General features: G+C 69.8%; 19 protein-coding genes. 8 read left to right on the top strand and 11 right to left on the bottom strand.

Annotation, left to right across the window (positions count from 1 at the left end; genetic code table 11):
* Nucleotides 1-3 precede the first annotated feature (3 nt).
* Together B3S45_RS05425 and B3S45_RS05420 are read left to right on the top strand one after the other, a co-directional pair.
* Nucleotides 4-1,068: an NAD(P)-dependent alcohol dehydrogenase gene (locus B3S45_RS05425; RefSeq protein ID WP_286717819.1), complete on the top strand. Its 1,065-nt coding sequence runs from the start codon at nucleotides 4-6 to the stop codon at nucleotides 1,066-1,068.
* A gap of 215 nt (nucleotides 1,069-1,283) precedes the next feature.
* A complete protein-coding gene (locus tag B3S45_RS05420; protein WP_286717813.1) occupies nucleotides 1,284-2,681 on the top strand; it encodes a glycoside hydrolase family 5 protein in 1,398 nt (465 codons plus the stop codon).
* An 8-nt stretch (nucleotides 2,682-2,689) separates the two neighbouring features.
* Here the strand turns inward: B3S45_RS05420 and B3S45_RS05415 are convergent, their stop codons facing one another.
* Together B3S45_RS05415 and B3S45_RS05410 are read right to left on the bottom strand one after the other, a co-directional pair.
* Nucleotides 2,690-4,315: an MGH1-like glycoside hydrolase domain-containing protein gene (locus B3S45_RS05415; protein WP_071045025.1), complete on the bottom strand. Its 1,626-nt coding sequence runs from the start codon at nucleotides 4,313-4,315 to the stop codon at nucleotides 2,690-2,692.
* A gap of 76 nt (nucleotides 4,316-4,391) precedes the next feature.
* Nucleotides 4,392-5,711, bottom strand: a complete 1,320-nt coding sequence (locus tag B3S45_RS05410) for an ABC transporter substrate-binding protein (protein ID WP_286717812.1) — start codon at nucleotides 5,709-5,711, stop codon at nucleotides 4,392-4,394.
* 283 nt (nucleotides 5,712-5,994) lie between these two features.
* On the opposite strand from B3S45_RS05410, the gene B3S45_RS05405 reads away from it, so the two are divergent.
* The 3 genes from B3S45_RS05405 to B3S45_RS05395 are packed head-to-tail and all read left to right on the top strand — an operon-like array spanning nucleotide 5,995 to nucleotide 8,878.
* A complete protein-coding gene (locus B3S45_RS05405; RefSeq protein ID WP_071045048.1) occupies nucleotides 5,995-6,936 on the top strand; it encodes a carbohydrate ABC transporter permease in 942 nt (313 codons plus the stop codon).
* Complete coding sequence (locus tag B3S45_RS05400) at nucleotides 6,929-7,840, top strand: carbohydrate ABC transporter permease (RefSeq protein ID WP_286717810.1); 912 nt, start codon at nucleotides 6,929-6,931, stop codon at nucleotides 7,838-7,840. The genes B3S45_RS05405 and B3S45_RS05400 overlap by 8 nt, the downstream gene beginning before the upstream one ends.
* A gap of 33 nt (nucleotides 7,841-7,873) precedes the next feature.
* Entirely contained in the window at nucleotides 7,874-8,878 is a 1,005-nt protein-coding gene (locus B3S45_RS05395) for a LacI family DNA-binding transcriptional regulator (protein WP_071045028.1), read from the top strand.
* Between the two features lie 168 nt (nucleotides 8,879-9,046).
* Here B3S45_RS05395 and B3S45_RS05390 read toward each other — a convergent pair whose 3' ends face one another.
* The 4 genes from B3S45_RS05390 to B3S45_RS05375 all read right to left on the bottom strand — a co-directional run bounded on the left by B3S45_RS05390 (nucleotide 9,047) and on the right by B3S45_RS05375 (nucleotide 13,101).
* A complete protein-coding gene (locus tag B3S45_RS05390; RefSeq protein WP_071045029.1) occupies nucleotides 9,047-9,427 on the bottom strand; it encodes a hypothetical protein in 381 nt (126 codons plus the stop codon).
* 139 nt (nucleotides 9,428-9,566) lie between these two features.
* Nucleotides 9,567-10,412 (bottom strand): transglutaminase family protein, encoded by an 846-nt coding sequence (locus tag B3S45_RS05385; RefSeq protein ID WP_071045030.1) that lies wholly within the window; start codon nucleotides 10,410-10,412, stop codon nucleotides 9,567-9,569.
* The gene (locus B3S45_RS05380) at nucleotides 10,409-11,341 is read right to left on the bottom strand and encodes an alpha-E domain-containing protein (protein ID WP_071045031.1); all 933 of its coding nucleotides are present in this window, start codon (nucleotides 11,339-11,341) and stop codon (nucleotides 10,409-10,411) included. Before B3S45_RS05380 ends, B3S45_RS05385 begins: the two co-directional genes overlap by 4 nt.
* The gene (locus B3S45_RS05375; protein ID WP_286717809.1) at nucleotides 11,335-13,101 is read right to left on the bottom strand and encodes a circularly permuted type 2 ATP-grasp protein; all 1,767 of its coding nucleotides are present in this window, start codon (nucleotides 13,099-13,101) and stop codon (nucleotides 11,335-11,337) included. The genes B3S45_RS05380 and B3S45_RS05375 overlap by 7 nt, the downstream gene beginning before the upstream one ends.
* Nucleotides 13,102-13,253: 152 nt before the next feature.
* On the opposite strand from B3S45_RS05375, the gene B3S45_RS05370 reads away from it, so the two are divergent.
* A complete protein-coding gene (locus tag B3S45_RS05370; RefSeq protein ID WP_286717808.1) occupies nucleotides 13,254-14,810 on the top strand; it encodes a molybdopterin-dependent oxidoreductase in 1,557 nt (518 codons plus the stop codon).
* Nucleotides 14,811-14,861: 51 nt separating this feature from the next.
* On the opposite strand, the gene rocD is transcribed toward B3S45_RS05370, so the two are convergent.
* The 5 genes from rocD to B3S45_RS05345 form a co-directional block, all read right to left on the bottom strand.
* A complete protein-coding gene (rocD, locus tag B3S45_RS05365) occupies nucleotides 14,862-16,091 on the bottom strand; it encodes an ornithine--oxo-acid transaminase (protein WP_071045032.1) in 1,230 nt (409 codons plus the stop codon).
* A complete protein-coding gene (gene ddaH, locus B3S45_RS05360) occupies nucleotides 16,088-16,975 on the bottom strand; it encodes a dimethylargininase (protein ID WP_071045033.1) in 888 nt (295 codons plus the stop codon). The genes rocD and ddaH overlap by 4 nt, the downstream gene beginning before the upstream one ends.
* Nucleotides 16,976-17,286: 311 nt before the next feature.
* Nucleotides 17,287-18,531 (bottom strand): FAD-binding protein, encoded by a 1,245-nt coding sequence (locus tag B3S45_RS05355; RefSeq protein WP_286717804.1) that lies wholly within the window; start codon nucleotides 18,529-18,531, stop codon nucleotides 17,287-17,289.
* 183 nt (nucleotides 18,532-18,714) lie between these two features.
* Nucleotides 18,715-22,443 carry a proline dehydrogenase family protein gene (locus B3S45_RS05350; RefSeq protein WP_286717802.1) on the bottom strand — a complete coding sequence of 1,243 codons (3,729 nt, stop codon included), beginning with the start codon at nucleotides 22,441-22,443 and terminating at the stop codon, nucleotides 18,715-18,717.
* Nucleotides 22,444-22,495: 52 nt separating this feature from the next.
* A complete protein-coding gene (locus B3S45_RS05345; RefSeq protein ID WP_071045964.1) occupies nucleotides 22,496-23,056 on the bottom strand; it encodes a thioesterase family protein in 561 nt (186 codons plus the stop codon).
* A gap of 197 nt (nucleotides 23,057-23,253) precedes the next feature.
* Here B3S45_RS05345 and B3S45_RS05340 point away from each other — a divergent pair, with 197 nt between their 5' ends.
* Nucleotides 23,254-23,760 carry a GNAT family N-acetyltransferase gene (locus B3S45_RS05340; protein WP_286717800.1) on the top strand — a complete coding sequence of 169 codons (507 nt, stop codon included), beginning with the start codon at nucleotides 23,254-23,256 and terminating at the stop codon, nucleotides 23,758-23,760.
* 5 nt (nucleotides 23,761-23,765) lie between these two features.
* A complete protein-coding gene (gene cofE / locus B3S45_RS05335; RefSeq protein ID WP_071045969.1) occupies nucleotides 23,766-24,530 on the top strand; it encodes a coenzyme F420-0:L-glutamate ligase in 765 nt (254 codons plus the stop codon).
* The last annotated feature ends 192 nt before the right edge of the window (nucleotides 24,531-24,722 follow it).

Genomic DNA, 24,722 nt, shown 5'->3' with positions numbered 1-24,722 from the left:
CGCATGAGCACCCCCACCGCACGCGGAGGAACGCTTCCCGTCGCACCGCCGGCATCGATGAGGGCGAGCGTGCTCATCCGGCCGGAACACATCGAGACGCAGAACCGACCGGTCCCGGTCCCGCGCTCGGATGAGGTCCTCGTACGCGTCTCCGCCGTGGGGGTCTGCGGATCCGACGTGCACTTCTATCGGGACGGCCATCTCGGGGACTGGAAGGCGAGCGATCCCCTCGTGCTCGGGCACGAGTCGGGCGGGACCATCGTCGCCGTGGGCGACGCGACCGATCCGGGGCGCGTCGGCGAGAGGGTGTCGATCGAACCGCAGCATCCTTCACCCTCCTCGCCCGAGACGCTGCGCGGTGACTACAACCTCGACCCGCACATGAGGTTCTACGCCGTGCCCGGAACCGACGGCGCCTTCCGGGAGTATGTGACGATCCAGAGCCACTTCGCGCACCGCATCCCCGACTCGGTCAGCGATCACGCGGCCGCTCTGATGGAACCGCTGTCGGTAGCGATCGCCACGGCACGGAAGGCGTGCTTCTCCCCCGGGGCGCGCGTCCTGATCGCCGGTTCGGGTCCGATCGGCATCGCCCTGGTTCAGGTCGCGCGCGCGTTCGGCGTCACCGAGGTGATCGTGTCGGATCTCGCACCGGAGCGGCGCCAGACGGCGCTCCGCTTCGGTGCGCACGTGGTCCTCGATCCACGCGCAACGCCTCCGCCCGAGGTGTCGACCGTTGACGCCTTCGTCGACGCGTCCGGTGCCGATTCCGCCGTGCGCGAGGGCATCACGGCGGTACGGCCCGGGGGAAGGGTCGTCCTGGTGGGCATGGGCCTTTCCGAGATGCCCCTGCCGATCACGATCATCCAGAACCGGGAGCTGATCGTCACCGGGGTCTTCCGCTATGCCAACACCTGGCCAACCGCGATCGCGCTCGTCGCCGGAGGACACGTCGACCTGGATGCGATGGTCACCGCAACCTTCGGCCTCAGCGAGGTCGCGCGTGCCCTGGAATCTACCGCGGACCCCTCGACGATCAAGGCCATCGTGGAACCCACCCGCCCCTGACCGCTGCACACCCACCCGACCTGAGCCTGCGACCGCGCCAGGCCGTCACCATCCCGCCACGCACCCCACCCCTCCCGATGTCGGAGAATCGGCCCGAGGTCGGAGAATCGACGCCTCATCCTCCGACATCGGCGCGAATCTCCGACGAAGGTGAGCTGCATCGACGCGAGAAAGCGATTTCTTGTAGGGTGGGAGCATGCGCGATGACGGGCTGAATGGCCCGCCTCCCCTGGCTCTCCGTCTCCGGCGACCGCATCGTCGACGACACCGGACGGACCGTGCGGCTGACCGGCGTCGGCCTCGGCGGGTGGATGAACATGGAGAACTTCATCACGGGCTATCCCGGCAACGAGGAGAACATCCGTCGCGTGATGCGCGAGCGCATGGGCGCGGACGCCTATGAGGCATTCTTCGACAGCTTCTACACGGCCTTCTTCGACGACGCCGACGCGGCGTTCATCGCTTCGGTGGGGATGAACTCCGTGCGCATCCCGGTGAACTACCGGCACTTCGAGGATGACGCGCGTCCGTTCGAGCTCAAGGAGGAAGGGTTCGCGCGACTCGACCGGGTTGTCTCCTCCCTCGCCCGCCACGGCGTGTACTCGATCATCGACCTTCATGCCCTGCCGGGTCGGCAGAACCAGCACTGGCACAGCGACAACCCGACCCACATCGCGGAGTTCTGGAATCACCCTCACTTCCAGGACCGGGTCGTGCACCTGTGGGAGGCCCTCGCCGACCGGTACAAGGACCGGCCGGAGGTCGCGGGCTACAACCCGATCAACGAGCCGTCCGACCCGACCGGTGTCGCCCTCCCGGCCTTCTACGATCGCCTCGAGCGGGCCATTCGCGCCATCGATCAGCGCCACATCCTCTTCCTCGACGGCAACAAGTACTCCACCGATTTCTCGTTCCTCGACGACCGCACCGATCCACTCCCGAACGCCGTCTACACCGCTCACGACTACGCCCTCCCCGGCATCACGAGCGCCACCCAGTACCCCGGGATCACGCGCGGCGAGTACTTCGATCGGGATGTGGTCGAGCAGACCTTCCTGCGCCGGACCGAGTACATGCGCCGCACGGGCACACCGATCTGGATCGGCGAGTTCGGTCCCGTGTACTCAGACGACAGGTCACAGGATCCGTGGCGCCTTCAGCTGCTGCGCGACCAGCTCGACATCTATCGCGATCACGGGGCGAGCTGGGCCCTGTGGACCTACAAGGACATCGGGCTGCAAGGACTCCGCTACGCGGACTCCTCGTCGGACTACATGGTCCGCACCGCTGATGTGCGCGCGAAGAAGGCGCGACTCGGTGCAGACTCGTGGGGCGGATCGGATGCCGGGGTCCGCGACGTGCTCGACCCGATCGACGCCCTCTTCGACCGCGAGTTCCCCGACTTCGCGCCCTGGCCCTGGGGCCGTCAGCCGCACGTCGCGGTGCTCGTGCGACACATCCTCTTCGCGGAGCCGCTCGCCGAAGAGTTCGGCGCCGTCTTCGCCGACGTCGATCCGACGCAGGCCGCCGATCTCGCGCGCGCGTTCGCCTTCACGCAGACGGTCGAGCGCAGCGGGCTGACCGATCTGCTGCGCGAACACCTCGCGGAGTGAGCGGCAGCTCAGCGTCGCGGCGTGACCACGCCGGGGCCCGATGCCCGTGACTGCTCGGGCGAGAGCGAGAGCCGGTCGTTCGGACGGAGCGTGACGATCGCGCTCATCCCCTGCAGGCGCACCCGGCCGGTCACGACACCGGTGGATACGTTGACCATCTCGAAGGCTTCCTTCGCGGGCATCCACACCAACCGCAGCCCGCGTGGGAAGCTCGCCCATTCCGCGCCGTTGCGATGGAGCACCACAGCGGCGTCGTCTCCGGCCAGCTCGAAGGTGTCGCCGCCGACGGCGCGCGAGGCGGCGACCGCCGTCGGGGCGAGACCGTGCTCGATCCGCGTGGGGATCAATCCCGAGAACCACACCTCTCCGTCAGGTCGGACAAGGACCCCGAACCAACGCTCGACCGCATCCAGAAGCCAGAGGATCGCGGGCGAGTAAGACGAGGTGTATCCCGCATCGCCGGACCACGGGTCGAGGCACTGGGGGAACCGGTCCGCGCGTGCCAGCGCCTCCAGAATCCGGCCCGACACCAGCCCGAGCTCGGCGTGATGCCCGTGCCGCTCGAACGCGTGCGGGGCACGGATCTGGGTGAGGAAGTTCACCGGCCCACCCCAGGAGTTGCGGGTGAAGTCGTGGTCGAAGCGCGGATCGGACAGCGCGAGCGACGTGAAGCCGTAGTGCGCAAGGAATCCGCGCGTGTTCATGAGGTGCCGACGGAGCGAGGTCTCGAACGCCTCATCCTCGCCGGCCTCGCTCGCCCAGACGCGCAGCAGCACGTCGGAGAGGACTCGGACGTGCTCGCCATCGCGGTCGCGGTCGTAGAATGTGGCGTCCTCGGCGTTCCAGCACTCCGACCAGAGCGCCCGATACGACTCGTCCGACCGGGTCGACCAGGCGCTGCCGTCCTCCCCGAGCTCCTCGGCCATGAGCGCGAGATAGCGACGTTGGCAGGCCACGTTCGCCGTGAGGTCCGGCGCGACGACGGGCACCACCGGAGACTCCGGATCGACCCGCGAGGCCTCGCCGCCGAAGCACCGGTCGGGAGCGAACCAGAAGCGCGGTGAGAGATCGTGCCCGGTGTCGAAGGTGCAGAACGCCTCCACTCCGCCGGTGCCGAGCGTGTCTCGATGGCGGGCGAGCCACGCGTCGTTTCGCACCATCGCGTCGAACATGCGTCGAAGGAAGAGACCGTCGCGACCCGTCAGGAGGTAGTGATGCCACACGCTGCGCGCAAGGGGAGTCACGATCTGGATCTGGCTGAACGCCGTCCCGTCGGCGGTGACCTTGTACGGGATGAGCCCGTCGTCGCGCTGCCCCGTTGCGAACTGCTCGAACGTGCTCTGCGCGACCTCCGGCGCGAACCGCGCCAGAACTTCCGCACTGATCGAACCCGTGCTCTCGATCCAGCTGCCCGGATACGGGCCGCCCTCGCGGAGCACCGCCGGTCCCCCCTCGACGAGCGGCCCGATGCACCCGTCGAGCTCGACGACCGCCTGTCGCCATCGCTCCTCGAGGACACCGCCCACTGCGGCGAAGCCGATCCCCTGTGCGGTCAGATCCGCGGCGAGGCCGGGCGCCTGATCGATCGATTCGCGCCGGCGTAGGCGCGCGAGCGCGGTTTCGCGTGGTGTCATCACGCACTCCCCTCGACGAGGGGTGGGCGGCCCCAGAGGACCGCCCACCGATGCGTACGTTCCGGCCGAGCCGGCGTCAGTCCTCCAGGTCTGCCGAGAGCTTGGCGACCCAGTCCTCAGCGGCTTCCTGGGGCGTCATCCGATCGAACAGCACCTCGGATTCGGCATCCTGGCTGTACTTGTTCATGTTCGCACCGCCGGCCGGCTGCGGCGGGGCCACGGTGCCGGAGTCCAGGGTCAGCTCGACGTACTCGGCCGCATCCTTCGAGGGCCCCTCGAGCAGGGGCGTGACGATCTCGGCCATCTCCGGATTGAAGGGCACGCCGCGCGTGTCGAGAATGAGCTCGGCGGAGGACGGCTCGTTCAAGAACCAGCTGACCAGCATGGCCGCGGCTTCGGGGTGCTCGGTCTGCGCATTGATCGACCAGAACGCCGAGGGCAGGAGGGCGACTCCGCTCGAGCCGGTGTCCGACGGCGGAGGAAGCACCAGGGTCTCGCCGGCGCCGGAGTAGGCACCCGCGAGGTTGCTGTACCCGAACGTGATGGCAGCCTGCCCCAGCGTGTAGAGCTGCTGGTCCGGGGGAAGCGCCCAGTTGGCGGTCACGATCGTGGGGTCCGGCAGCCCGCCACCGTCGAGGAGCTCGAGCTCCTTCTCGTACCAGCCGGCAATGTCGTCGGCGTCGACGGCGAGGTTGCCCTCCCAGTCGTAGAGGCCGAGCTCGGTCTCCTGTCCGGCGTAGGTGCCGATGATGTCCTGGACGCGCAGATCGACGCCGTAGATCGGCTGCCCCTGGTCATTCGTCAGACCAGCGGACCCGACGGTGTTGGCGATCTCGATGAAGTCGTCCCAGGTCCAGGATGCATCGGGCACCTCGATGCCGGCCTGCTCGAGGATGTCGACGTTGACGAACGCCGCCGTCGCGTTTCCACCGGTGGGAAGCCCGTACAGGGTGCCGTCGACGATCGCGTTCGTCGTGGACACCTCGGGATACTTGTCCACCTCGACGATGTCGGCGACCGTTCCCATGTCCAGCAGCGCGCCCACCTCGCCGTACTCCTGCGGCTTGGCGCCGCCGAGCGCGAAGACGTCCGGGGCCGTCGTCCCCCCGCCGCCGAAGTCGGTCGCAAGGCGGTTGAAGAGGTCGTCAGGGCTGCCGACGGGCGTCTGCTCGACGGTGATGTTCGGATACTCCGCCATGAAGTTCCCGATCACCTCGTCGAAGAGCGCGGCGCGATCGTCGTCACCCCACCACGAGATCTCCAGGGTGATCTCCTCGTCGGGATCGAACTCGCCGCCTCCGCCGCCGTCATCGGACGCCGAGCAGCCGGCAAGGAGGAGAGCACCGCAGGCCGCTCCCGCGGCGAGCTGTGCAGGAACCGTGTGTCGTCTACGCATCTTCGCGCCTCGTTTCCGTTCGGGTGGACCATTCCACCGAGTGCTGTGCCCCGAATCACCCGCAAACGCGGGAGCCTCGAGAAATCGTTTTCACGCAAATTAGCATCTTGGACAACAAAGAGTCAACGGAATCTCGGGGATGTTTCCGATCGTCGTTTGACAAAACCGCATCGCGGCCCGTAGAAAGGCCTCCGAACGGTGAAACCGCTTTCTCCATCGAAGTCGATGGAACTCTTCACAGCCGAAGGAGGTCGACGTGAGCAGTCTCGGTGAACTGCGCGACATCGCGCGCAGCACCCGGCGCCACCGGAACGAGACGGGTCTGCCCCACCCGAAGGAGAAACGCGACAACCTCGCCGCGTACATCTTCCTGTCGCCCTGGCTGATCGGCCTGACCGTCTTCACCCTCGGGCCGATGCTCTGGTCGCTGTGGTTCTCCTTCACGGACTACAACCTGCTGCAGTCGCCCATCCAGAGCCCGCCCGACTTCATCGGTCTCGAGAACTACACGAAGATGATCCAGGACCCCGAGTTCTGGAACTCCTTCCGCGTGACGGTCACCTACGTGCTCGCCGGCGTGCCGTTGCAGCTCGGACTCGCCCTTGCTCTGGCGCTCTTGCTCGACAAGGGGCTGCGCGGACTGTCGTTCTACCGTTCGATCTTCTACCTGCCGAGCCTCCTGGGGGGATCGGTCGCAATCGCCATCCTGTGGCGCCAGGTCTTCGGCAAGGACGGCCTGGTGAACGCGTTCCTGGCGATCTTCGGTATCGACGCTCCCGGGTGGATCGGCCACCCGGACTACGCGCTGTGGACGATCATCATCCTGCACATCTGGACGTTCGGGTCGCCGATGGTGATCTTCCTGGCGGGTCTGCGGCAGATCCCGGACATGTACTACGAGGCGGCTTCGGTCGACGGCGCATCCCGCCCGCAGCGCTTCTTCCGCATCACCCTTCCGCTCCTCACACCGATCATCTTCTTCAACCTCGTGCTGCAGGTGATCTTCGCCTTCCAGACGTTCACGCAGGCGTACGTCGTCTCCGGCGGGACCGGCGGCCCGGCCGACTCGACGATGCTGTACACCCTGCTGCTGTATCGCGTCGGCTTCCTCGAGTACGACATGGGCTACGCCTCGGCGATGGCATGGTTCCTCCTGGTCGTGATCGCGGCCTTCACCGCATTCAACTTCTGGCTCTCGAAATTCTGGGTGTTCTACGATGACTGAAACCGAGCTGATCACGACCGGCCGCACCGACCGCTCCCGTTCGCCGCGCGTGCGCGACTCCTCGTCCTTCCGCTCCCGACGCCTGGTGTCGGCGATCTTCAAACACGTCGGCCTCATCGTGCTGTCGATCACAATGATCTACCCGCTGCTGTGGCTGGTGGCATCGAGCTTCAAGCCGAACGACGACATCTTCCGCGACCTGACGATCTTCCCCACCGACATCACGTTCGAGAACTACACGAACGGGTGGAACGACCTTCAGTTCCCGTTCGGCATCTTCCTGGTCAACTCGACCGTGATCGCCCTGGGTGCGATCATCGGAAACCTGATCTCGTGCTCGCTGGCCGCGTACGCCTTCGCCCGTCTGCGGTTCGTCGGCCGCACGCTCCTGTTCGCCATCATGCTCGCCACGATCATGCTGCCCTTCCAGGTGGTGCTCGTTCCGCAGTTCACGATCTTCAAGGAGCTCGGCTGGCTCAACACCTTCCTGCCGCTGATCGTGCCGAAGTTCCTCGCCGTCGACGCCTTCTTCATCTTCCTGATGGTGCAGTTCATCCGCGCTCTTCCCAACGAGATCTTCGAAGCCGCCCGTCTGGACGGCGCCGGTCACGCCCGCCAGTTCCTGCAGATCACCCTCCCGCTCATGGTGCCGGCTCTGGCGACCGCGACGATCTTCACGTTCATCTGGACCTGGAGCGACTTCTTCTCACCGCTGATCTATCTCCGGCTCCCCGAGACCTTCCCGGCGTCGGTCGCGCTGAAGGGCTTCATCGACGCGCAGTCGACCTCGGATTACGGATCGATGTTCGCCATGTCCGTCGTCTCTCTGGTTCCCCTGTTCATCGTGTTCCTCGTCGGTCAGCGCTACCTGATCAAGGGATTCGCGACATCCGGAATCAAGTAGTCTCCCATTCAGCGTGCCGAAGGATGGTGCCCCGTGAGCAATGACCGACTCGCCGTGACGATCACCGACGTCGCCCGACGGGCCGGGGTGTCTCCCGCGACCGTGTCCCGCGTGTTCAACGACCAGTTCCGGGGGAACGTCGAGACGGCGCACCGCGTCCGGTCGGCCGCGACCGAACTCAGCTACACCCCGAATCACCTGGCGCGCAGTTTCGCCCGCGGCAAGACGAGCGCGGTCGGCTTTCTCGTTCCCGACCTGGCCAACCCGGTGTTTCAGGCGGTGCTCACCGGCCTCAGCCTCGCTGCCGGAGACGACGGCTATCGCGTGCTGGTGGCCGACTCCGCGGAATCCATCGACGACGAGCCGCTGCTCGCGGGGGAGATCCGTCGCCGATGCGACGCGTTGGTGCTGTGCGCGCCTCGCATGGAAGACGACACCCTCGCGCAGACCGTGCGGGATCTGGCCCCGGTCGTGCTGACGAACCGGTCCAATACCGTCATCGACGCGCCGACGCTGTCAGCGGACTCGCGGACCGGGTTCGAGAACATCGCGCGCCACCTCTACACCCTGGGCCACCGCCGCCTGGCCTACATCGAGGGCCCCGAGGGTTCCGCGAACCACAATCGCCTTCGCGGCCTGGAGGATTTCGTGCGCAGCGTCGAGGGCGTTTCCCTGCAGCGCGTTCCCGGCGGAGCAACCAGCACGAGCGGGATGGATGCGGTCGACGCGCTCGTGAAAACCCGCGCGACGGCCGCCATCGCGTTCAACGACCTCGTCGGCCTCGGCGTCGTCCACGGCCTGGGCGAACGTGGTCTGCGGGTACCCGACGACATCTCGGTGACGGGCTTCGACGACATCCCGTTCGCCCGCTTCATGACCCCGACCCTCACCACCGCATCCGTGCCCCACGAGATCCTCGGCGGACTGGCCTGGAGCCGGCTCCACGCGCTGATCGAAGGACGCACGCCCGAACACAACGTGGTCTTCCAACCGCGTCTGGAGGCGCGTCGCTCCACCGCCGCTCCCCCGTCGGCGTGATCCGCGCATCCACCCGCCCCTCTACCCCGCGCCTCCCCTCCCGCAGCCCGACCCATCCGTAGCCCCGCGCCTCCCGCCACCCACGCCGAGGTCGGAGAATCGGCCTGAGGTCGGAGGATCGACGCCCGAATTCTCCGACATCGGCACGAATCTCCGACGTCCGCGAGGTCAGCCGACGCCCTTGGCGCGGAGGGCCTGCTCGAAGCCGGCAACCGATCCGCCGACCGCGTCGAGCTCGTGCGCATCCAGAAGCAGAGTGAGGCCGTTTTCAGCTCGCCTGAAGACCGCGGGCGCGCCGTACTCGGCGACCGCGGCGGCGACGTCGTCGTCCATCTCGTTCAGGTGACGCAGGTCGATGGACACGTCCAATCGCTCGACCATCGCATCCCACTCGGGCTTGCGCCGCCATGTGTGCGTGATGTCGCAGAGTGCACAGTGCGCGGTGCCGAGCATGTGCCCGATCACATACCGCAGCTCCCCGAGCGGACCACCGTCGGCCCGGTAGACGCCGACGAGCATCCCGCCTCTCGGATTCGCGTCGTGGTCCACTCCCCGATCATCACCCGGATGTCGGAGCATCGACCCGATGTCGGAGAATCCGCGCTGAATCCTCCGACATCGACGCCGATTTCCGACATCGGGGCGGGCGCGCGGCGCCGACGCCCGCACGCGACGGTGCCGGATGCGGTCAGGACTCGCGGGTGATCGTCACCTTCACGTGCAGCTGGCTCTTGAACGGGCCGGCATAGACGCCGCGGAGCGGGGGGACGTCGTTGTAGTCCCGACCCCGGCCCACGAGCACGTGCCGGTCGCCGATCTCGATGTTGTTGGTCGGGTCGAACCCCTGCCACTGGTCGGCGTACCACTCCACCCACGCGTGAGACTCACCCGTCACCGGCTCGCCGACGTCGGCGTTCGGCCGCGGGTGCAGGTAGCCCGACACGTATCGGGCGGGGATCCCGACCGAGCGCAGTGCCCCGAGGGTGATGTGCGCGATGTCCTGGCACACGCCCTTGCGCGCCTCCCAGGCCTCGCTCGCGGTCGAGAGCACGCTCGTGATGCCGCTCATGTACTCGACGGCGTCACCGACGGCCACCGCGATCGCGTGCGCCGCCTCGCTCGGATTCTCGTGCTGCTGGGCGATGCCCTCGGCGAGCCTCGCCACCTCGGGATGCGGCATCGTGCGTCGCGTCTGCGTGAGCTGCTCGACGGTCTCGATGGAACGGCTCGTGGACCGCTTCAGGTCGTCCCACGTGATGTCGGGATGCTCGATCGGCCGCTCGCGCACCTCGACGAGCGACCGAGCGGTGATGGTGAGCGCACCGTGCGGCGACAGCACGTCGAACGCCGCGACACGCGTTCCGAAGTAATCGACGTACTGGTTGACCGAGGTCGACGGATCGATGTCGAGCGACGAACTGAGCACGAACTGGCTGTCGGTCGATCCCGGCAGCATGCGCGCTTCGTTGTACGACGCCGAGACATCGCCCGGGTAGGAGAAGCCGGTCTCGTGTTCGATGCGGAGTCTCTTCATGACGTCTCCCCGATCCAGCTCGGCTCGGCGTGCGTCGGGAAGAAGCGACTGCGGATCGCCTCGGACGCCTCGCGGGTCACCCGCTGCACACGATCCATGTGCAGCGGCAGCTCACTCAGGATCTCGCTCACCGGCCGGTACTCCAGGTCGTTCCGGATGCGCCCCAGCGCGCGCAGCACCGGGTTGGAATGCCCGACCCGGTCAGCACGCGGATCGATCGCGCTCATGCACTCCTCGGCCTGCTGGATGGAGAAGATGATCGAGCGGGGAAACAGGCGGTCCAGCAGCAGGAACTCGGCCGCGTTGCTGGCACTCGGCATGCCGCGGTACGTGCGGAGGTACGCCTCGTACGCGCCGCACGAGCGCAGGATGGTCGTCCACGACGGACCGGATGCTTCGGTCAGCGAGCGGGTGGCGAGCATCCGGGCGGTCATGTCGGTGCGCTCGATGCTGCGGCCCAGCGTGAAGAACTGCCACGCTTCGTCTCGGCTGGTCGACGAGTCGACGCTCCCGACGGCCAGCGACGCGCGCTCACGCACCCACTGGAAGAAGTCGTGGGCCTTGTCGGTCTGCAGCCGACGCGGCATGCGGGAGTTGGTGGTGTTCAGCGTCTCCCACAGCTCGCTCGAGACGATCTCGCGGGCACGGCGGGCGTTCTCGCGCGCGGCGCCTAGCGAGTAGGCCACCGAGGCGGGGTTCATCCGGTCGATCGCGAGACGCTGCAGCACATCGTCGCGGGTGACGGGAGTCGTCGTGTCGGACGGCAGAGACCCCATGACGTTCAGCAGCGACCGGCACGCGGTGTCCTCGTCGATCCAGGGATCCTCCAGCAGCAGCTGCAGGTGCACCTCGAGGATGCGCGCCGTGCCGTCGCTGCGCTCGATGTACCGCCCGATCCAGAACAGTGATTCTGCGATGCGACTCAGCATCGGACGTCACCTCCGTCGCGCGTATCGTCTCGTCGCTGCCCTCCTCGCCCGACGACCGGACCCCCGCCAGCCCCGGTCGTTGAGCGAGCGGAGCGAGACGAAACGCTCGTCTGCTGCTGCTGCTCGGCCTGTTCGGTGCGCGAACGCGGGCGATCCTGCGGAGCCGTGTCGGGCTCGTCGTGGTCTTCGTAGATGATCGGGATCGACTGCGTCACGGCGGCCTGGTCGGCGACCAGTCCGCCCATGCCGCTGCCCTGCCCGTACTCGACGTGAGCCGGAGCCGAACCGCCGACGACCCACGTGTCCTTCGATCCGCCGCCCTGGCTGGAGTTGACCACGAGCTGTCCCTCGGGGAGGGCGACGCGCGTCAGGCCTCCCGGAAGCACCCAGATGTCCTCGCCGTCGTTGACCGCGAACGGACGCAGGTCGGCGTGACGCGGGCGCATCCCGTCTTCGACGAGGGTCGGGATGGTCGACAGCATCACGACAGGCTGGGCGATCCATCCGCGCGGATCCGCTCGCAACCGCGTGCGGAGCGTGTCGAGTTCGCTCGGCGAGGCGTCGGGTCCGACGACGAGGCCCTTGCCGCCCGATCCGTCGACCGGCTTCACGACGAGTTCGTCGAGCCTGTCGAGCACCTCCTCGAGAGCGTCGGGCTCCTCGAGCCGCCACGTGTCGACGTTCTTGAGGATGGGCTCCTCCGCCAGGTAGTAGCGCACCAGGTCGGGCACGTAGGTGTAGAGCAGCTTGTCGTCGGCGACGCCGTTGCCGACGGCGTTGGCGATCGTGACATTGCCCAGCCGCGCCGCGAGCATGAGGCCGGGTGCGCCCAGCATCGAGTCGGCGCGGAACTGCAGCGGATCGAGGAAGTCGTCGTCGACCCGGCGGTAGATCACGTCGACGCGCTTCGGGCCGCGGGTGGTGCGCATGAACACCTTGCCGCCCATGCACAGCAGGTCGCGCCCCTCGACGAGTTCGACGCCCATGAGGCGGGCGAGCAGCGTGTGCTCGAAGTACGCCGAGTTGTACACACCCGGGGTGAGCACGACGACGTTGGGCTCCTCCACTCCGGGTGGGGCGGATGCGCGCAGCGCCGCCAGCAGCTTGTTCGGGTAGTCGCCGACCGGCCGCACCCGCATCGACACGAACAGCTCGGGAAGGGTCTGGGCCATCACGCGACGGTTCGAGATGACGTAGCTGACGCCCGAGGGCACGCGCACGTTGTCTTCGAGCACGCGCATCTCACCGTGCTCGTCGCGGATCAGGTCGATGCCCGACACCTGGATGCGCACGCCGTTCGCGGAGTGGATGCCCGCCGCCTGCCGGTAGAAGTACTGCGACGAGGCGATGAGACCGGCCGGCAGCACACCGTCGCGCACGCAGTGCTGGTGCCCGTACGCGTCATCGAGGAACGCTTCGAGCGCGCGCACGCGCTGCTTGATGCCAGCCTCGGTCTTCGACCACTCGTCGTAGTCGATCACGCGCGGGACCGCATCCAGCGGGAACGGACGCTCTTCCCCGGCGAAGTCGAAGGTCACGCCCTGCGCGAGATAGGAGGTGGCGAGCGACTCGGTGCGCCCGCGAAGCTCCTCCTGGGTCATCTGCGCGAGCGCGTGGTGCAGCTCGCGGTAGGCGTCGCGCGATCGGGAGGGCGGACCGGAGGTGGTCACGTCGCCGAACATCTCGTCGAACGCCGGAACCCCCGAGGGCGTCCGCCGGGGCGTCTGGGTGGACCCGTAGCCGTCGAAGAGATCTCCCATGGGCTTCACCCTAGCCCGCGGCGTGTTGCCGCGTTGTTTCCCCCGGGGGCTTGACGACGGCCTCGCGTGCTGACAGGCGACCGGACCGGCCGTCACGGGATCGTCACCGATTCACACCATCACCCCGTCACCCCGCGGCGTAGCCTGAACGGGTGACGACCGAGTCGAGGCTGACACGCGGTGCGGGGTGGGCCGCAGCTCTGGGCGGCGTGGCCGCCGCGAGCGCCGGGGCCGGCGCCGCGGAACTCGCCGCGGCACTCGTCGCCCCGTCGTCGAGCCCCTTCGCGGTCGTCGGCGGCGCCCTGATCGACGCCGCCCCCGCCTGGGCGAAAGACCTCGCGATCGACTGGTTCGGCCCGGCCGACAAGGTCGCCCTCACCGTGGGCATCGCCCTCGTGCTCGCGGTCGTGGCGGCGTGGGCGGGGTGGGCGGAGCTCCGGCGCCCGCCCGCCGGAGCGGTCATCGCGGTCGCCCTCGGTGCGGTCGCGGCGATCACCGCCCTTCTCAGCGACACGGGCGACCCGCTGCCTTTCCTCCCCGGCATCCTGGCCGGTGCCGTCGCCGGCGGCACGCTGCACGTGCTGGTCGGGATGCTGCGCCCGAAGCCGCCGCGCAGAGGCGCCGACACCGCCCCCGAGCTGCCGAATCGCCGGGCCTTCTTCGCCTGGACGGCCGTCGCCGCGGTCGGCGGGGCCCTCGCCGTCGCGGCGGGCAACGCCGCACGGGCCGGATCCCGTGCGATCACGACGGTGCGCGATGCCCTCGTCCTCCCGTCACCGGCGACGACTGCTCCCCCGGTACCTGCCGGGGCGGAGCTCGGCATCGACGGCCTCGCGCCGGCGGTGACCCCGAACGCGGAGTTCTACCGCATCGACACCGCCATCATCGTGCCGTCGATCGATCCCGCGGACTGGGAGCTGCGCATCCACGGCCTGGTGGAGGAGGAGGTCGTGCTCACGTGGGACGAGCTGCTCGCCCTGCCGCTGGTGGAGACGACGGTGACACTGTCGTGCGTGTCGAACGAGGTCGGCGGATCGCTCATCGGCAATGCCCGGTGGCTGGGCTACCCCATCCGCGAGCTGCTCGCGCGGGCGAAGCCCACCGGCGACGCCGACATGGTGCTCTCGCGCTCGTCGGACGGTTTCACCGCCGGCACGCCCCTGGAGGCCCTCACCGACGACCGCGACGCGATCCTCGCGGTCGCGATGAACGACGAGCCGCTGCCGCCGGAACACGGGTTCCCGGTGCGCATGGTGGTGCCGGGCCTGTACGGCTACGTGTCGGCGACGAAGTGGGTCGTCGACCTCGAGGTCACCCGGTTCGACGAGGCGACTGCCTACTGGACGGATCGCGGCTGGTCCGAGCGCGGGCCGATCAAGCTGCAGTCCCGCATCGACGTTCCGCGGCGCGGCCGGCAGCTCTCCGCCGGCGAGACGGTCATCGCCGGAATGGCCTGGCAGCCCCACACCGGCGTCGACGGCGTCGAGGTGCAGATCGACGACGGCGACTGGCAGCCCGCGACGCTCGCCGCCGCGTTCTCCGACGACACGTGGGTGCAGTGGAGTCTGCCGTGGAGCGCCGAGCCCGGCGAGCACACCCTGCGGTGCCGCGCCATCAGCGCCGATGGCCAGACCCAGACCTCGGAGTCGGCGCCACCGGCCCCGGACGGGGCCACGGGCTGGCACGAGGTCCCGGTGTCGGTGGCGTAGTCCCAGCGGGCGGCGCGGTGTCGGCGGGTGATGGGGTTGTCGTCGGTCGCGTCAGGCGGCGAGCACGACCTTCAGCTGCTCGATCGCCCAGTCCAGCTCGGTCGCGCGGATCGTCAGCGGCGGGGCGATGCGGATCGTCGACCCGTGCGTGTCCTTGACCAGCACACCCCGCCCGAGCAGGCGCTCGGCCACCTCGCGGCCGCTGCCGACGCTCGGGTCGATGTCGACGCCGGCCCAGAGGCCCGCCACGCGCACGGCGGTGACACCGTTCCCGACCAGCCCCTGCAGCTTCGCCTCGAGGTGCTCGCCGAGCGCCTTGGCGCGCGTCTGGAACTCCCCCGAGGCGAGCATCTCGACCACGCGGGCGCCGACGGCGGCGGCGAGCGGGTTGCCCCCGAAGGTCGAGCCGTGCTCGCCGGGCTTGATGACCCCGAGCACGTCGCGGTCGGCGACGACCGCCGAGACGGGCAGGATGCCGCCGCCGAGCGCCTTGCCGAGCAGGTAGACGTCGGGCACGACGCCCTCGCGGTCGCACGCGAAGGTCTCGCCGACGCGACCGAGACCGGACTGGATCTCATCCGCGATGAAGAGCACGTTCTTCTCGGTGCAGATCTCACGCACGCGGGTGAGGAACCCTTCCGGCGGGATGACGACGCCGGCCTCGCCCTGGATGGGCTCGATGAGGACGGCCGCGGTGTTCTCATCGATCGCCGCCGCGATCGCCTCGGCGTCGCCGAAGGGCACCTGCACGAAGCCGGGACCGTACGGACCGAACGCGTCGTGCGCATCCGGGTCGTCGCTGAAGCCCACGATGGTCGTGGTGCGCCCGTGGAAGTTGCCGCCCGCGACGACGATGCGGGCGGCATCCGTCTTGACGCCCTTCACCCGGTACGCCCACGCGCGGGCGACCTTGATTCCCGTCTCGACGGCCTCGGCGCCGGTGTTCATGGGCAGCACGAGGTCTTTCCGGCACAGCTTCGCCAGGCCCGACGAGAACTCGACGAGCTGATCGTTGTGGTAGGCGCGGCTCGTGAGGGTCAGGCGCTGCAGCTGCTCCTGCGCGACGGCGACGAGCGCCGGGTGCAGGTGTCCGAAGTTCAGCGCGGAGTACGCCGAGAGCAGGTCGAGGTAACGCTTGCCTTCGACGTCGGTGACCCACACGCCTTCGCCGCGCGAGATCACGACCGGCAGCGGGTTGTAGTTGTGGGCGAGGTGCTCGTCCTCCGCGCCGATGACGCGGATGGTGGCGGTGTCGAGGCTGGGCGAGGTGGCGGGGGTCATACCGGCGTTTCCTTGGATCGCAGTTCGAGGGTGCAGCACTTGATGCCGCCGCCGCCGAGCAGCAGCTCGGACAGGTCGACGAGCACCGGGTGATAGCCGCGTTCGCGCAGCTGGGTCTCGAAGCCCTTCGCGCGCGGCGAGATGATGACGTTCCGGCCGTCGGAGGCAGAGTTGAGACCGAAGACAGCGCCGTCCTCGTCGGACACGCGGATCGCATCCGGATACCGCTCGGCGAGGATCGCGCGACTGGGCTCGTCGAAGGCGCCCGGCAGGTACGCGATGTTCGCGTGGTCGACGCCGCCGGGGCCCTGCACCGGGTCGAGCACGGCGATCGCGGTGTCGAGGTGGTAGAAGCGCGGGTCGACCAGGTTGAGCGAGACGACCTCGCGGCCGAAGACCTCGCCGACCTCGCCGTGGCTGTCGCCGGTCGAGCGGAAGCCGGTGCCGGCGAGGATGGTGTCGCCGACGAGCAGGAAATCGCCCTCGCCCTCGTTGACCTCGCGCGGCGCGACGACCTCGAACCCGTTCTGCCCGAACCAGTCCATGAAGGCCGGCCCCTCGGGCACGCGCTCATCGAAGCGGAACTTCGCCCCGTAGGCGACGCCGTCGATCACGAATCCGCCGTTGGCCGTGTAGACCATGTCGGGCAGACCCTCGAGCGGATCGATCAGCTCGACCTCGTGACCCAGCTCGATGTAGGTGTCGTACAGCGCCTGCCACTGCCGCACGGCCTTGGCCGTGTCGGTGGGCTTCGCCGGCTCCATCCAGGGGTTGATGGTGTAGCTGACGGTGAAGTGCTCCGGGCGGCACATCAGGTACCGGCGGTGCTGCGCGACGCGCTCGGTGGCGGGGGCGCTGGACGAATCGGTGTGGTGCGTGGACATTTTCGCTCCTCAGTGAAGGGGGCGGCGGACGCTGTCCAGAGGCCCGGCGGTCTCGTCCCCGCCGTGGATCGCACGAGGAGAAGCGGCGGCCCGGGCACGCCGGAGTCCATTGTGGCACGATGCGCGCTCGGTCGGAGATTCACGCCGACGTCGCGCCGGACGGGCGCATCCGGCACGCGCCGTCGTCGGAGATTCGCGCCGATGTCGGAGGATCTGCGCCGAATCCTCCGACATCCGGCCGATTCTCCGACATCGGCGGGGCGGGGGCCGGGGGGCGGGGGCCGGGTGGGCCGGGGCGGGTGAGGATGCGGTCAGAGGCCGAGGGCGGCGAGGTAGGCGTTGCCGAAGCGGCGGCCGGGGTCGAGGCGGTCCCGCAGCGCGGTGAAGTCCCGCCAGCGGGGGTAGCGGGTGGCGAGGGTCGCGGCATCCATCGCGAAGACCTTGCCCCAGTGCGGGCGCGCCGAGTCCGGCAGCGCCTCCTCGATGAGCGGCAGCACCGCACCGACGGCATCCGGGTCGAGGCGCCACGTGAAGTGCAGACCGACGGTGTCGCGGGCGTACGCGGGACTCAGCCACAGGTCGTCGGCCGCCATCGTGCGCACCTCGCACACCTGCAGCGCCGGGGCGATCCGCGGCGCGAGGCGGCGAAGCGCATCGATCGCCGCAGGGGCGTCGGCGCGATCGACGAGGTACTCGCTCTGCAGCTCGTCGCCCGCCGACGGAGTGAACTCGAGGCGGAAGTGCGGCAACCGCGCGAACCACGGACCGGGTTCGCCGCCCTGCACGGTGCACGGGGCGGGGTCGATGCCCGGCAGCGGATGCCGCGGCCCGTCGGCCTCGCGCCCGCCGAGCGCGCGCAGCGCGTCGTGATCAGCGCGCCCCGGGCGGGCCTTCACCCACACCTGGTCGATCGCGTCGGCGTCCTGCCACGTCGTGAACATGCTCACACTGTCGCCGGCGCCGGTCACGGCGGAGATCTCCGGCAGCACGTCGTCCCACCGGACGCCTTCGAACACCGTCTGCGCGATCTCGTACGCCGGCTCGACCTCGAGGGTCAGGTGGGTGACCACGCCGAGTGCCCCGAGCCCCACGACGGCACCGGCGAAGTCGGCGTCGCCGCGGCGCAGCGCGAGGGTCTCCCCCTCGGCGGTCACGAGTTCCACCGCCGTCACCTGGGTGCCCAGAGTGCCGATCCGGTCGCCGGACCCGTGCGTCCCGGTCTGCACCGCACCGGCGACGGAGATGTGCGGCAGCGAGGCGAGGTTGGCGAGTGCCACACCGGCGGCGTCGAGGGCCGGCACGAGGTCGCCGTGGCGGAGACCGGCCGGCACGCGCGCGAGGCCGGCGGCCGCATCCACCTCGACCTCGCCCGGCAGGTGCGCGAGCGAGACGAGCACGCCCTCGGTGTCGGCGATGTCGGTGAAGGAGTGGCGGCTGCCGAGGGCCCGCACGCGGGGCTCCTCCACGACGATGGCAGCGAGCTCGTCGAGGCTTCGGGGTTCAGCGATGCGCCGCGCCCGGTAGGTGACGTTGCCGGCCCAGTTGCGCTCGCTCATCCCCTCATTCCAGCATGCCGCCCAGCCGCGGCGCCGCCGTTTCGAAACCGCCCCGTCGGAGATCCGCGCCGATGTCGGAGAATCTGCGCCGAATCCTCCGACATCGGGCCGATTCTCCGACATCCGGGCGGCCGGCACGGGGTCCGCGAGGCCGCCTCAGACCGAGATCCTTCACCCCGCGGGTCAGATCACCGCGTCGGACCACGGGTCGGGGTTGCCGAACCGGTGGGCGGTGATCGAGACGGCCTGCTCGTGCAGGAAGGGCAGCAGCTCGATGCGACCGGCCGTGGTGACCTCCGAGTCGTACACGGCGAGATCGGGATCGCCGCCCGTCCCCTCGGCGAGCGCGCGGTGCAGCGGCGGCAGGGAGTCGCGGGTTCCGACCAGCCGCGCCCGAGGGGGTCGGTTCGGCAGGGTCATCCGCCCGATCCACTCCGCATCGCTCTCGACGTAGACGGTCACGCCGTGGTCGTCGAGCGTGCGCCGCACTTCGGCCGGCAGCCCCACCGGCGCACTGACGGTGATCGACGAACCGGAGCGGATGCCGGCGACGATCACGCGCAGCAGCGCCTGCCAGGTCGCGTCGCCCGCCGCCCGCACCGCGACGTCGACCGGGCGATAGCGGAACAGGTTCCGCTCGATGCCGAGCCCCGACACGTCGCGCACCTGGCCGAACTCCCGACTCCACACCACCGCATCCGACAGCGCACCCCGACGCAGCCAGTCGAAGGCGTCGTACGACAGCGACGGCTGGGCGGATTCGATGACGGCGGTGATGCGGGAGTCGAGCCCCTTCAGGTGGAGCGTCTGCGAGCCGGCCCCACCGGGGGTCGGCCGCCACGAGCCGAGCCCGATGAGGTAGTTCGGTCCGCCCGCCTTCGCTCCCGGCCCGACCGACGAGCGCTTCCACCCGCCGAAGGGCTGACGCTGCACGATCGCACCCGTGATGCCGCGGTTGACGTAGAGATTGCCGGCCTGCACGCCGTCGAGCCACCGGGCGAGGTCGTCGGGGCTCTGCGTGTGCAGGCCCGCTGTCAGGCCGTACGCGACGGCGTTCTGGAGGTCGATGGCCTCCTCGAGCGACGCGGCGTGCATGATGCCGAGCACGGGCCCGAAGAACTCCTCGAGATGCATGCGCGATCCCGGCTGCACCCCGACGCGCACTCCCGGCGTCCACAGACGACCGTCGTATGCGGGTCCGGCGTCGAGCAGGGTCGGCTCCACGAGCCACTGCTCGCCGTCGTCGAGGGTCGAAAGCGCCCACTCCAGCTTGCCCTGCGGCTTCTCGATGACCGGGCCCACCTCGGCGAGCGGATCCGTCGGCGGCGCGACACGCAGCGATCGCACCGCGTCGACGAGCTGCCGGGAGAACCGCCTCGACCGCCCGACCGGGCCGACGAGGATGGCCAGCGACGCCGCCGAGCACTTCTGACCGGCATGACCGAAGGCGCTCTTGACGAGGTCGGATGCGGCGAGGTCGAGGTCGGCGGAGGGGGTGACGATCAGGGCGTTCTTGCCGCTCGTCTCGGCCAGCAGCGGCAGATCGGGGCGCCACGAGCGGAACAGCGCGGCGGTGTCCCACGAGCCGGTGAGGATGACGCGGTCGACGTCGGGGTGGGCGATGAGTCGTCGGCCGAGGTCGGCCTCGTCGATGTCGACGAACGCGAGCACGTCACGGGGTACTCCGGCGGACCACAGCGCTTCGGCGACGACCGCCGCGCAGCGCCGCGACGGCGGCGCGGGCTTGAATACGACGCCCGACCCGGCGGCGAGCGAGGCCAGCACGCCGCCCGCGGGGATCGCGATCGGGAAGTTCCACGGCGGGGCGACGACGGTGACGCTCGACGGCAGGAACAGCGCGCCGCCGACGCGGTCGAGCTCGCGCGCGGTCGCCGCGTAGTAGTTCGCGAAGTCGACCGCTTCGCTGACCTCGACATCGGCCTCGGCGAACACCTTCCCCGTCTCCGAGGCGGCGACCTCGATGAGCTCCCCCCTCCGCGCCTCCAGGGCGCGCGCGGCGGCCTGGAGCACGGTCGCCCGCTCGGAGGCCGGGCGCGCACCCCACGCGCGCGCCGCATCCCGCACGCGCTGCACGGCGCGATCGAGGTCGGCCTCGTCGTTCACACGGGATGCCGCGACGACTCTCTCCCCCGCGGTCGAGGTCGCGACGCGGGCGAGGATGTCGGCCGCCCACGCCCGGTTGGCTGCGAGCGCCGGGTCGGAATCCGGCGTGTTGACGAACCCTGGCGCGCCGGCCGCGGGCGCCAGCGTGCGACGTTCGCGCTCGGAGAAGACGGCGGTGTCGACGAACGCCTCGCCGCCGAACCGTACGGCGTCGCCGAACGAGCCGAACGGCGTCGCGTCGGTGTCGCCGTCGTCACCGGAAGAACGCGCGATGCCGAGGACGGCCTGCGTCAGCCCGCTCTCGGCGGGCGTGCCGGTGTGCGCCTGCTCCGGTTCGCGCAGCACGGCGCGGGCCCCGCCCGCGACGGCGCGCGCGTCGTCGGCGCCGGACGGGGCGGCGCGATCCTGCCCGCGGTTCGGCCCGGTCGGCAGCGACGGGTCGGCGGCCCGAGCCACCGATGCGAGGAAGCGGTCGCGCTCGCGGTCGAACAGCTCGGAGTCGTCGGCGATCTCGAACGCCGCCGACAGGAAGTTCTCGCTCGACGCGTTCTCCTCCAGCCGCCGCACCAGGTAGCTGATCGCGACGTCGAACTCGTCAGGACGCACCACCGGCACGTAGAGCAGCACGTGCCCCACCTCCTGGGCGACCGCGGCCACCTGCCCCTGTGCCATGCCCAGCAGCATCTCCACCTCGAGGTCGCCGGAGACGCCGCGCTCGCCGGCGAGCAGCCACGCGTAGGCGATGTGGAACAGGTTGTGCCCGGCGACCCCGAGACGCACGGCGGCGGTGTTCTCCGGCCGCAGCGCGTGATCGAGGCACCGCACGTAGTTCGCGTCGGTGTCGACCTTCGCGTCGTAGGTGGCGAGCTCCCACCCGTGCAGCACCGCGTCGACGCGCTCCATCGCGAGATTCGCGCCCTTCACCAGCCGCACCTTGATGCGCGCGCCCCCGGCGGCCACGCGCTGCCGGGCCCACGCGGTGAGCTGCTGCAGCGCCGGCAGCGCATCCGGCAGGTAGGTCTGCAGCACGATGCCGGCCTCGAGACCGGCCAGGCGGGGGTCTTCGAGGATGCGCGTGAAGACGGCGATGGTCAGGTCGAGGTCGCGGTACTCCTCCATGTCGAGATTGATGAAGGTGTCGTCGGAGGCCGCCGACAGGTAGAGGGGCAGGAGGCGTTCGACGACCGCGTCGACGACCTCGTCGAAGGCCCACATCGAGATGTGGCTCGCGATGGCGGAGACCTTGACCGAGACGTAGTCGACGTCGGGTCGACGGATGAGGTCGTGGATGCCGTCGAGCCGCCGTTTCGCCTCGGCCTCGCCGAGAACGGCCTCGCCGAGCAGATTCAGGTTGAGCCGCGCCCCGGATTCGCGCAGCCGCTCGATGGCCGGACCGAACTTGTCGGGGCGCGCATCCACCACCAGGTGCCCCACCATCTCCCGCAGCACCCGGCGCGCGATCGGCACGACCGGCGCGGGCAGCACCGGGGCGACGGCACCGCCGACCCGCACGGCGCCGCGCAGGTACCACGGCAGGAACTCGGGCACGAGCGGCGCGATGCGGTTGAGGCGCGAGGCGGCCGCACCCAGGCTCTCCGGGCGCATGACGCCGTCGACGAAGCCCATCGTGAACGGCAGCCCGTTGGCGTCCTTGAGCACCCCCGCGAGCCGCTGGGCGGCCGGGTCGGTCTCGACCTGCGCGGATTCGCGCGTCCAGCGCTTGGCGAGCGCGACGGCGCGGGCGGTGAGACTGTCCGAAGACACTCGCGACGGGGAGGGCTGGGACATACGCGAAGCCTACGTCGGCGCACCCGCGGAGCCGAGGAGCGATCCGGGCGATTCAGCCCCAGATGCTGGGGGCCTCGCGACGGGTCGAGGGAAGGGCTGAGGCGGACGCCCAGTCATGGATCCACGCGTCCACGTCGGGGATGCCCTCGGGGCGGCCGACCGCGCCGAACAGCTCCTCGTGGGAGAGGGTGCCGCCGCTGCGCTTCATCATGCGGGCGCGGATGACGGCACGGGCATAGACCTCGCCGTCGACCACCGCGCGATGCTCGAGGTACACCGCCCGGTCGTCGTGCCCGATGAGCCGCGACTCGACGTCGAATCGCTGCCACAGGTTCAGCGACTTGCGGAAGGTCACTGTCTCCGATGACACGACGGCGTACCAGCCGTGCCGGCGCATCGCTCCGAGCAGCCCGGTGCGGGTGAGCAGGTCCCACCGCCCGAGGTCGAACAGTGACAGGTACCGGCCGTTGTTCATGTGCTGCAGGATGTCGATGTCGGTCGGCAGGGTCGTCAGGCGGATGCGGCCGACCGCCGTCGGCGACACGGCCCCCTCGCGGCGCATGCGCCGGCGTGCGAGCAGGATCGTCAGCAGGGTGCGCCACCACACATTCACGAGCGCCGATGGTAGCGATTCACGACATCACGCGCGATCCGATTGTCGGAACGGCACAAATCTCTCGCGCGGCGCGCATCCGGCTCTCGCGCGGCGCGCATCCGTTCCTGCGCGCGGCGCGCATCCGTTCCCGTGCTCGTCGCCCGGCGTTCACCGGCGGATTTCCGGCCGGGCGCGGCCGAGCGTAGAGTCACCGCATGGAAGCCGAACTGCAGACCGACATCGTCGTCCGTCCGGTCCGGGACGTGGATGCCGTCGACCTCGGTCGAGTGCACGCGACCTGCTGGCACGAGACCTATGACCACCTCATCAGCAAGGCCGCGCTGGAGAAGGTGTCGCCACGACGCCTGGCGGAACTCTGGACCCACTGGGCCGTGCAGGGCGACGACTTCCGGATGTTCGCCGCACTGGTCGAGGGCGAGATCGTCGGGTTCGCCGGATCCGGTCCCGCCCGCGACAAGGATGCCGTGCGCAACCGCGAGCTGTACTTCATCTACCTGCTCGACGCGTGGCACGGCACCGGCATCGGCCAGAAGCTCTTCGACGCGGTCGTGCCCCCCGACGAGGAGATCTACCTGTGGGTCGCCGAGGACAACCCGCGCGCCCACCGCTTCTACACCCGCAACGGCTTCACGCTCGACGGCGCGACCCACACCGAGCCCTTCCTCGGTGAGACGCTGACCGAAGTGCGCTTCGTGCGCTGACCGGCGTGCTGCAGGCGTGGGCCCTCGAGGGCATCCCTGAAGTCTCACCCGGTGACGATCTCGTCGCGCTGATCGGCGATGCGCTCGAGCGCGGCGTTCCGCTGGCCGACGGCGACATCGTCGTGGTGACCTCGAAGATCGTGTCCAAGGCCGAGGGCCGCATCCTGCATGCCGACGACCGCGAAGACGCCATCACCGAGCAGACCGTGCGGCTGGTCGCCTCGCGCACGAGCCCGACCGGACACGTGACGCGCATCGTGGAGAATCCCCTCGGCATCGTCTCGGCCGCCGCCGGAGTGGATGCCTCCAACACCCCCGATGGCACGGTGCTGCTGCTGCCCGCGGACCCCGACGCCTCGGCCCGCGCGATCGCGTCCGGCCTGCGAGAGCGCAGCGGGGCCCGCATCGGCGTGCTCGTGACCGACACGCTCGGCCGCGCGTGGCGCGAGGGTCAGACCGACCACGCGATCGGCGCCGCCGGCGTGCACGTGTTCGAAGACCTGCGCGGGCACACCGACACCGAGGGCCGACCCCTCGTGGTGACGATGCCGTGCGTCGCCGACGAGATCGCGGGTGCCGCCGACCTCGTCAAGGGCAAGGCCGCGGGGCTGCCCGTCGCCGTCGTCCGAGGGCGCGCCGACCTCGTCGGCGACCTCGACCTGCCCGGCGCCCGCACGATCGTGCGCCCCGCCGAGCGCGACATGTTCCGGCAGGGCGCCGACGAGGCCTACGCCGAGGGGTACGCCGCCGGCCGCGCCGCGCGCGCCTGAGCGCGGCCCTCAGCTGCCGTCACCCTGGGGCCCGCGCCCCCCTGAGGCCCGCGCCACCTCAAGGCCACCGCGCGCGCCTCAAACCGTGTGCGCCTCAAGAGGAGATCCCGCTCCGAGAGGACGCTTCGTTGCGGATCCGTCCTCTCCAACCAGGTTCTCCTCTTGAGCGCCGGACCGGATCCGGGCGCGGGC

It is taken from the genome of Microbacterium sp. UBA1612, from assembly GCF_002321605.1.
GTDB classification, from domain to species: Bacteria; Actinomycetota; Actinomycetes; order Actinomycetales; family Microbacteriaceae; genus Microbacterium; species Microbacterium luteum.
Note: the sequence above shows the minus strand (reverse complement) of the source record. Positions and strands in the feature narration are given on the sequence as shown.

What these genes read in the sequence shown, in the direction of transcription:
- B3S45_RS05425 (WP_286717819.1), top strand. Translation starts at nt 4, where the DNA reads ATGAGCACCCCCACCGCACGCGGAGGAACGCTTCCCGTCGCACCGCCG.
- B3S45_RS05420 (WP_286717813.1), top strand. Translation starts at nt 1,284, where the DNA reads ATGGCCCGCCTCCCCTGGCTCTCCGTCTCCGGCGACCGCATCGTCGAC.
- B3S45_RS05415 (WP_071045025.1), bottom strand. Translation starts at nt 4,315, where the DNA reads ATGACACCACGCGAAACCGCGCTCGCGCGCCTACGCCGGCGCGAATCG.
- B3S45_RS05410 (WP_286717812.1), bottom strand. Translation starts at nt 5,711, where the DNA reads ATGCGTAGACGACACACGGTTCCTGCACAGCTCGCCGCGGGAGCGGCC.
- B3S45_RS05400 (WP_286717810.1), top strand. Translation starts at nt 6,929, where the DNA reads ATGACTGAAACCGAGCTGATCACGACCGGCCGCACCGACCGCTCCCGT.
- B3S45_RS05385 (WP_071045030.1), bottom strand. Translation starts at nt 10,412, where the DNA reads ATGAAGAGACTCCGCATCGAACACGAGACCGGCTTCTCCTACCCGGGC.
- B3S45_RS05380 (WP_071045031.1), bottom strand. Translation starts at nt 11,341, where the DNA reads ATGCTGAGTCGCATCGCAGAATCACTGTTCTGGATCGGGCGGTACATC.
- B3S45_RS05375 (WP_286717809.1), bottom strand. Translation starts at nt 13,101, where the DNA reads ATGGGAGATCTCTTCGACGGCTACGGGTCCACCCAGACGCCCCGGCGG.
- rocD (WP_071045032.1), bottom strand. Translation starts at nt 16,091, where the DNA reads ATGACCCCCGCCACCTCGCCCAGCCTCGACACCGCCACCATCCGCGTC.
- ddaH (WP_071045033.1), bottom strand. Translation starts at nt 16,975, where the DNA reads ATGTCCACGCACCACACCGATTCGTCCAGCGCCCCCGCCACCGAGCGC.
- B3S45_RS05355 (WP_286717804.1), bottom strand. Translation starts at nt 18,531, where the DNA reads ATGAGCGAGCGCAACTGGGCCGGCAACGTCACCTACCGGGCGCGGCGC.
- B3S45_RS05350 (WP_286717802.1), bottom strand. Translation starts at nt 22,443, where the DNA reads ATGTCCCAGCCCTCCCCGTCGCGAGTGTCTTCGGACAGTCTCACCGCC.
- B3S45_RS05340 (WP_286717800.1), top strand. Translation starts at nt 23,254, where the DNA reads ATGGAAGCCGAACTGCAGACCGACATCGTCGTCCGTCCGGTCCGGGAC.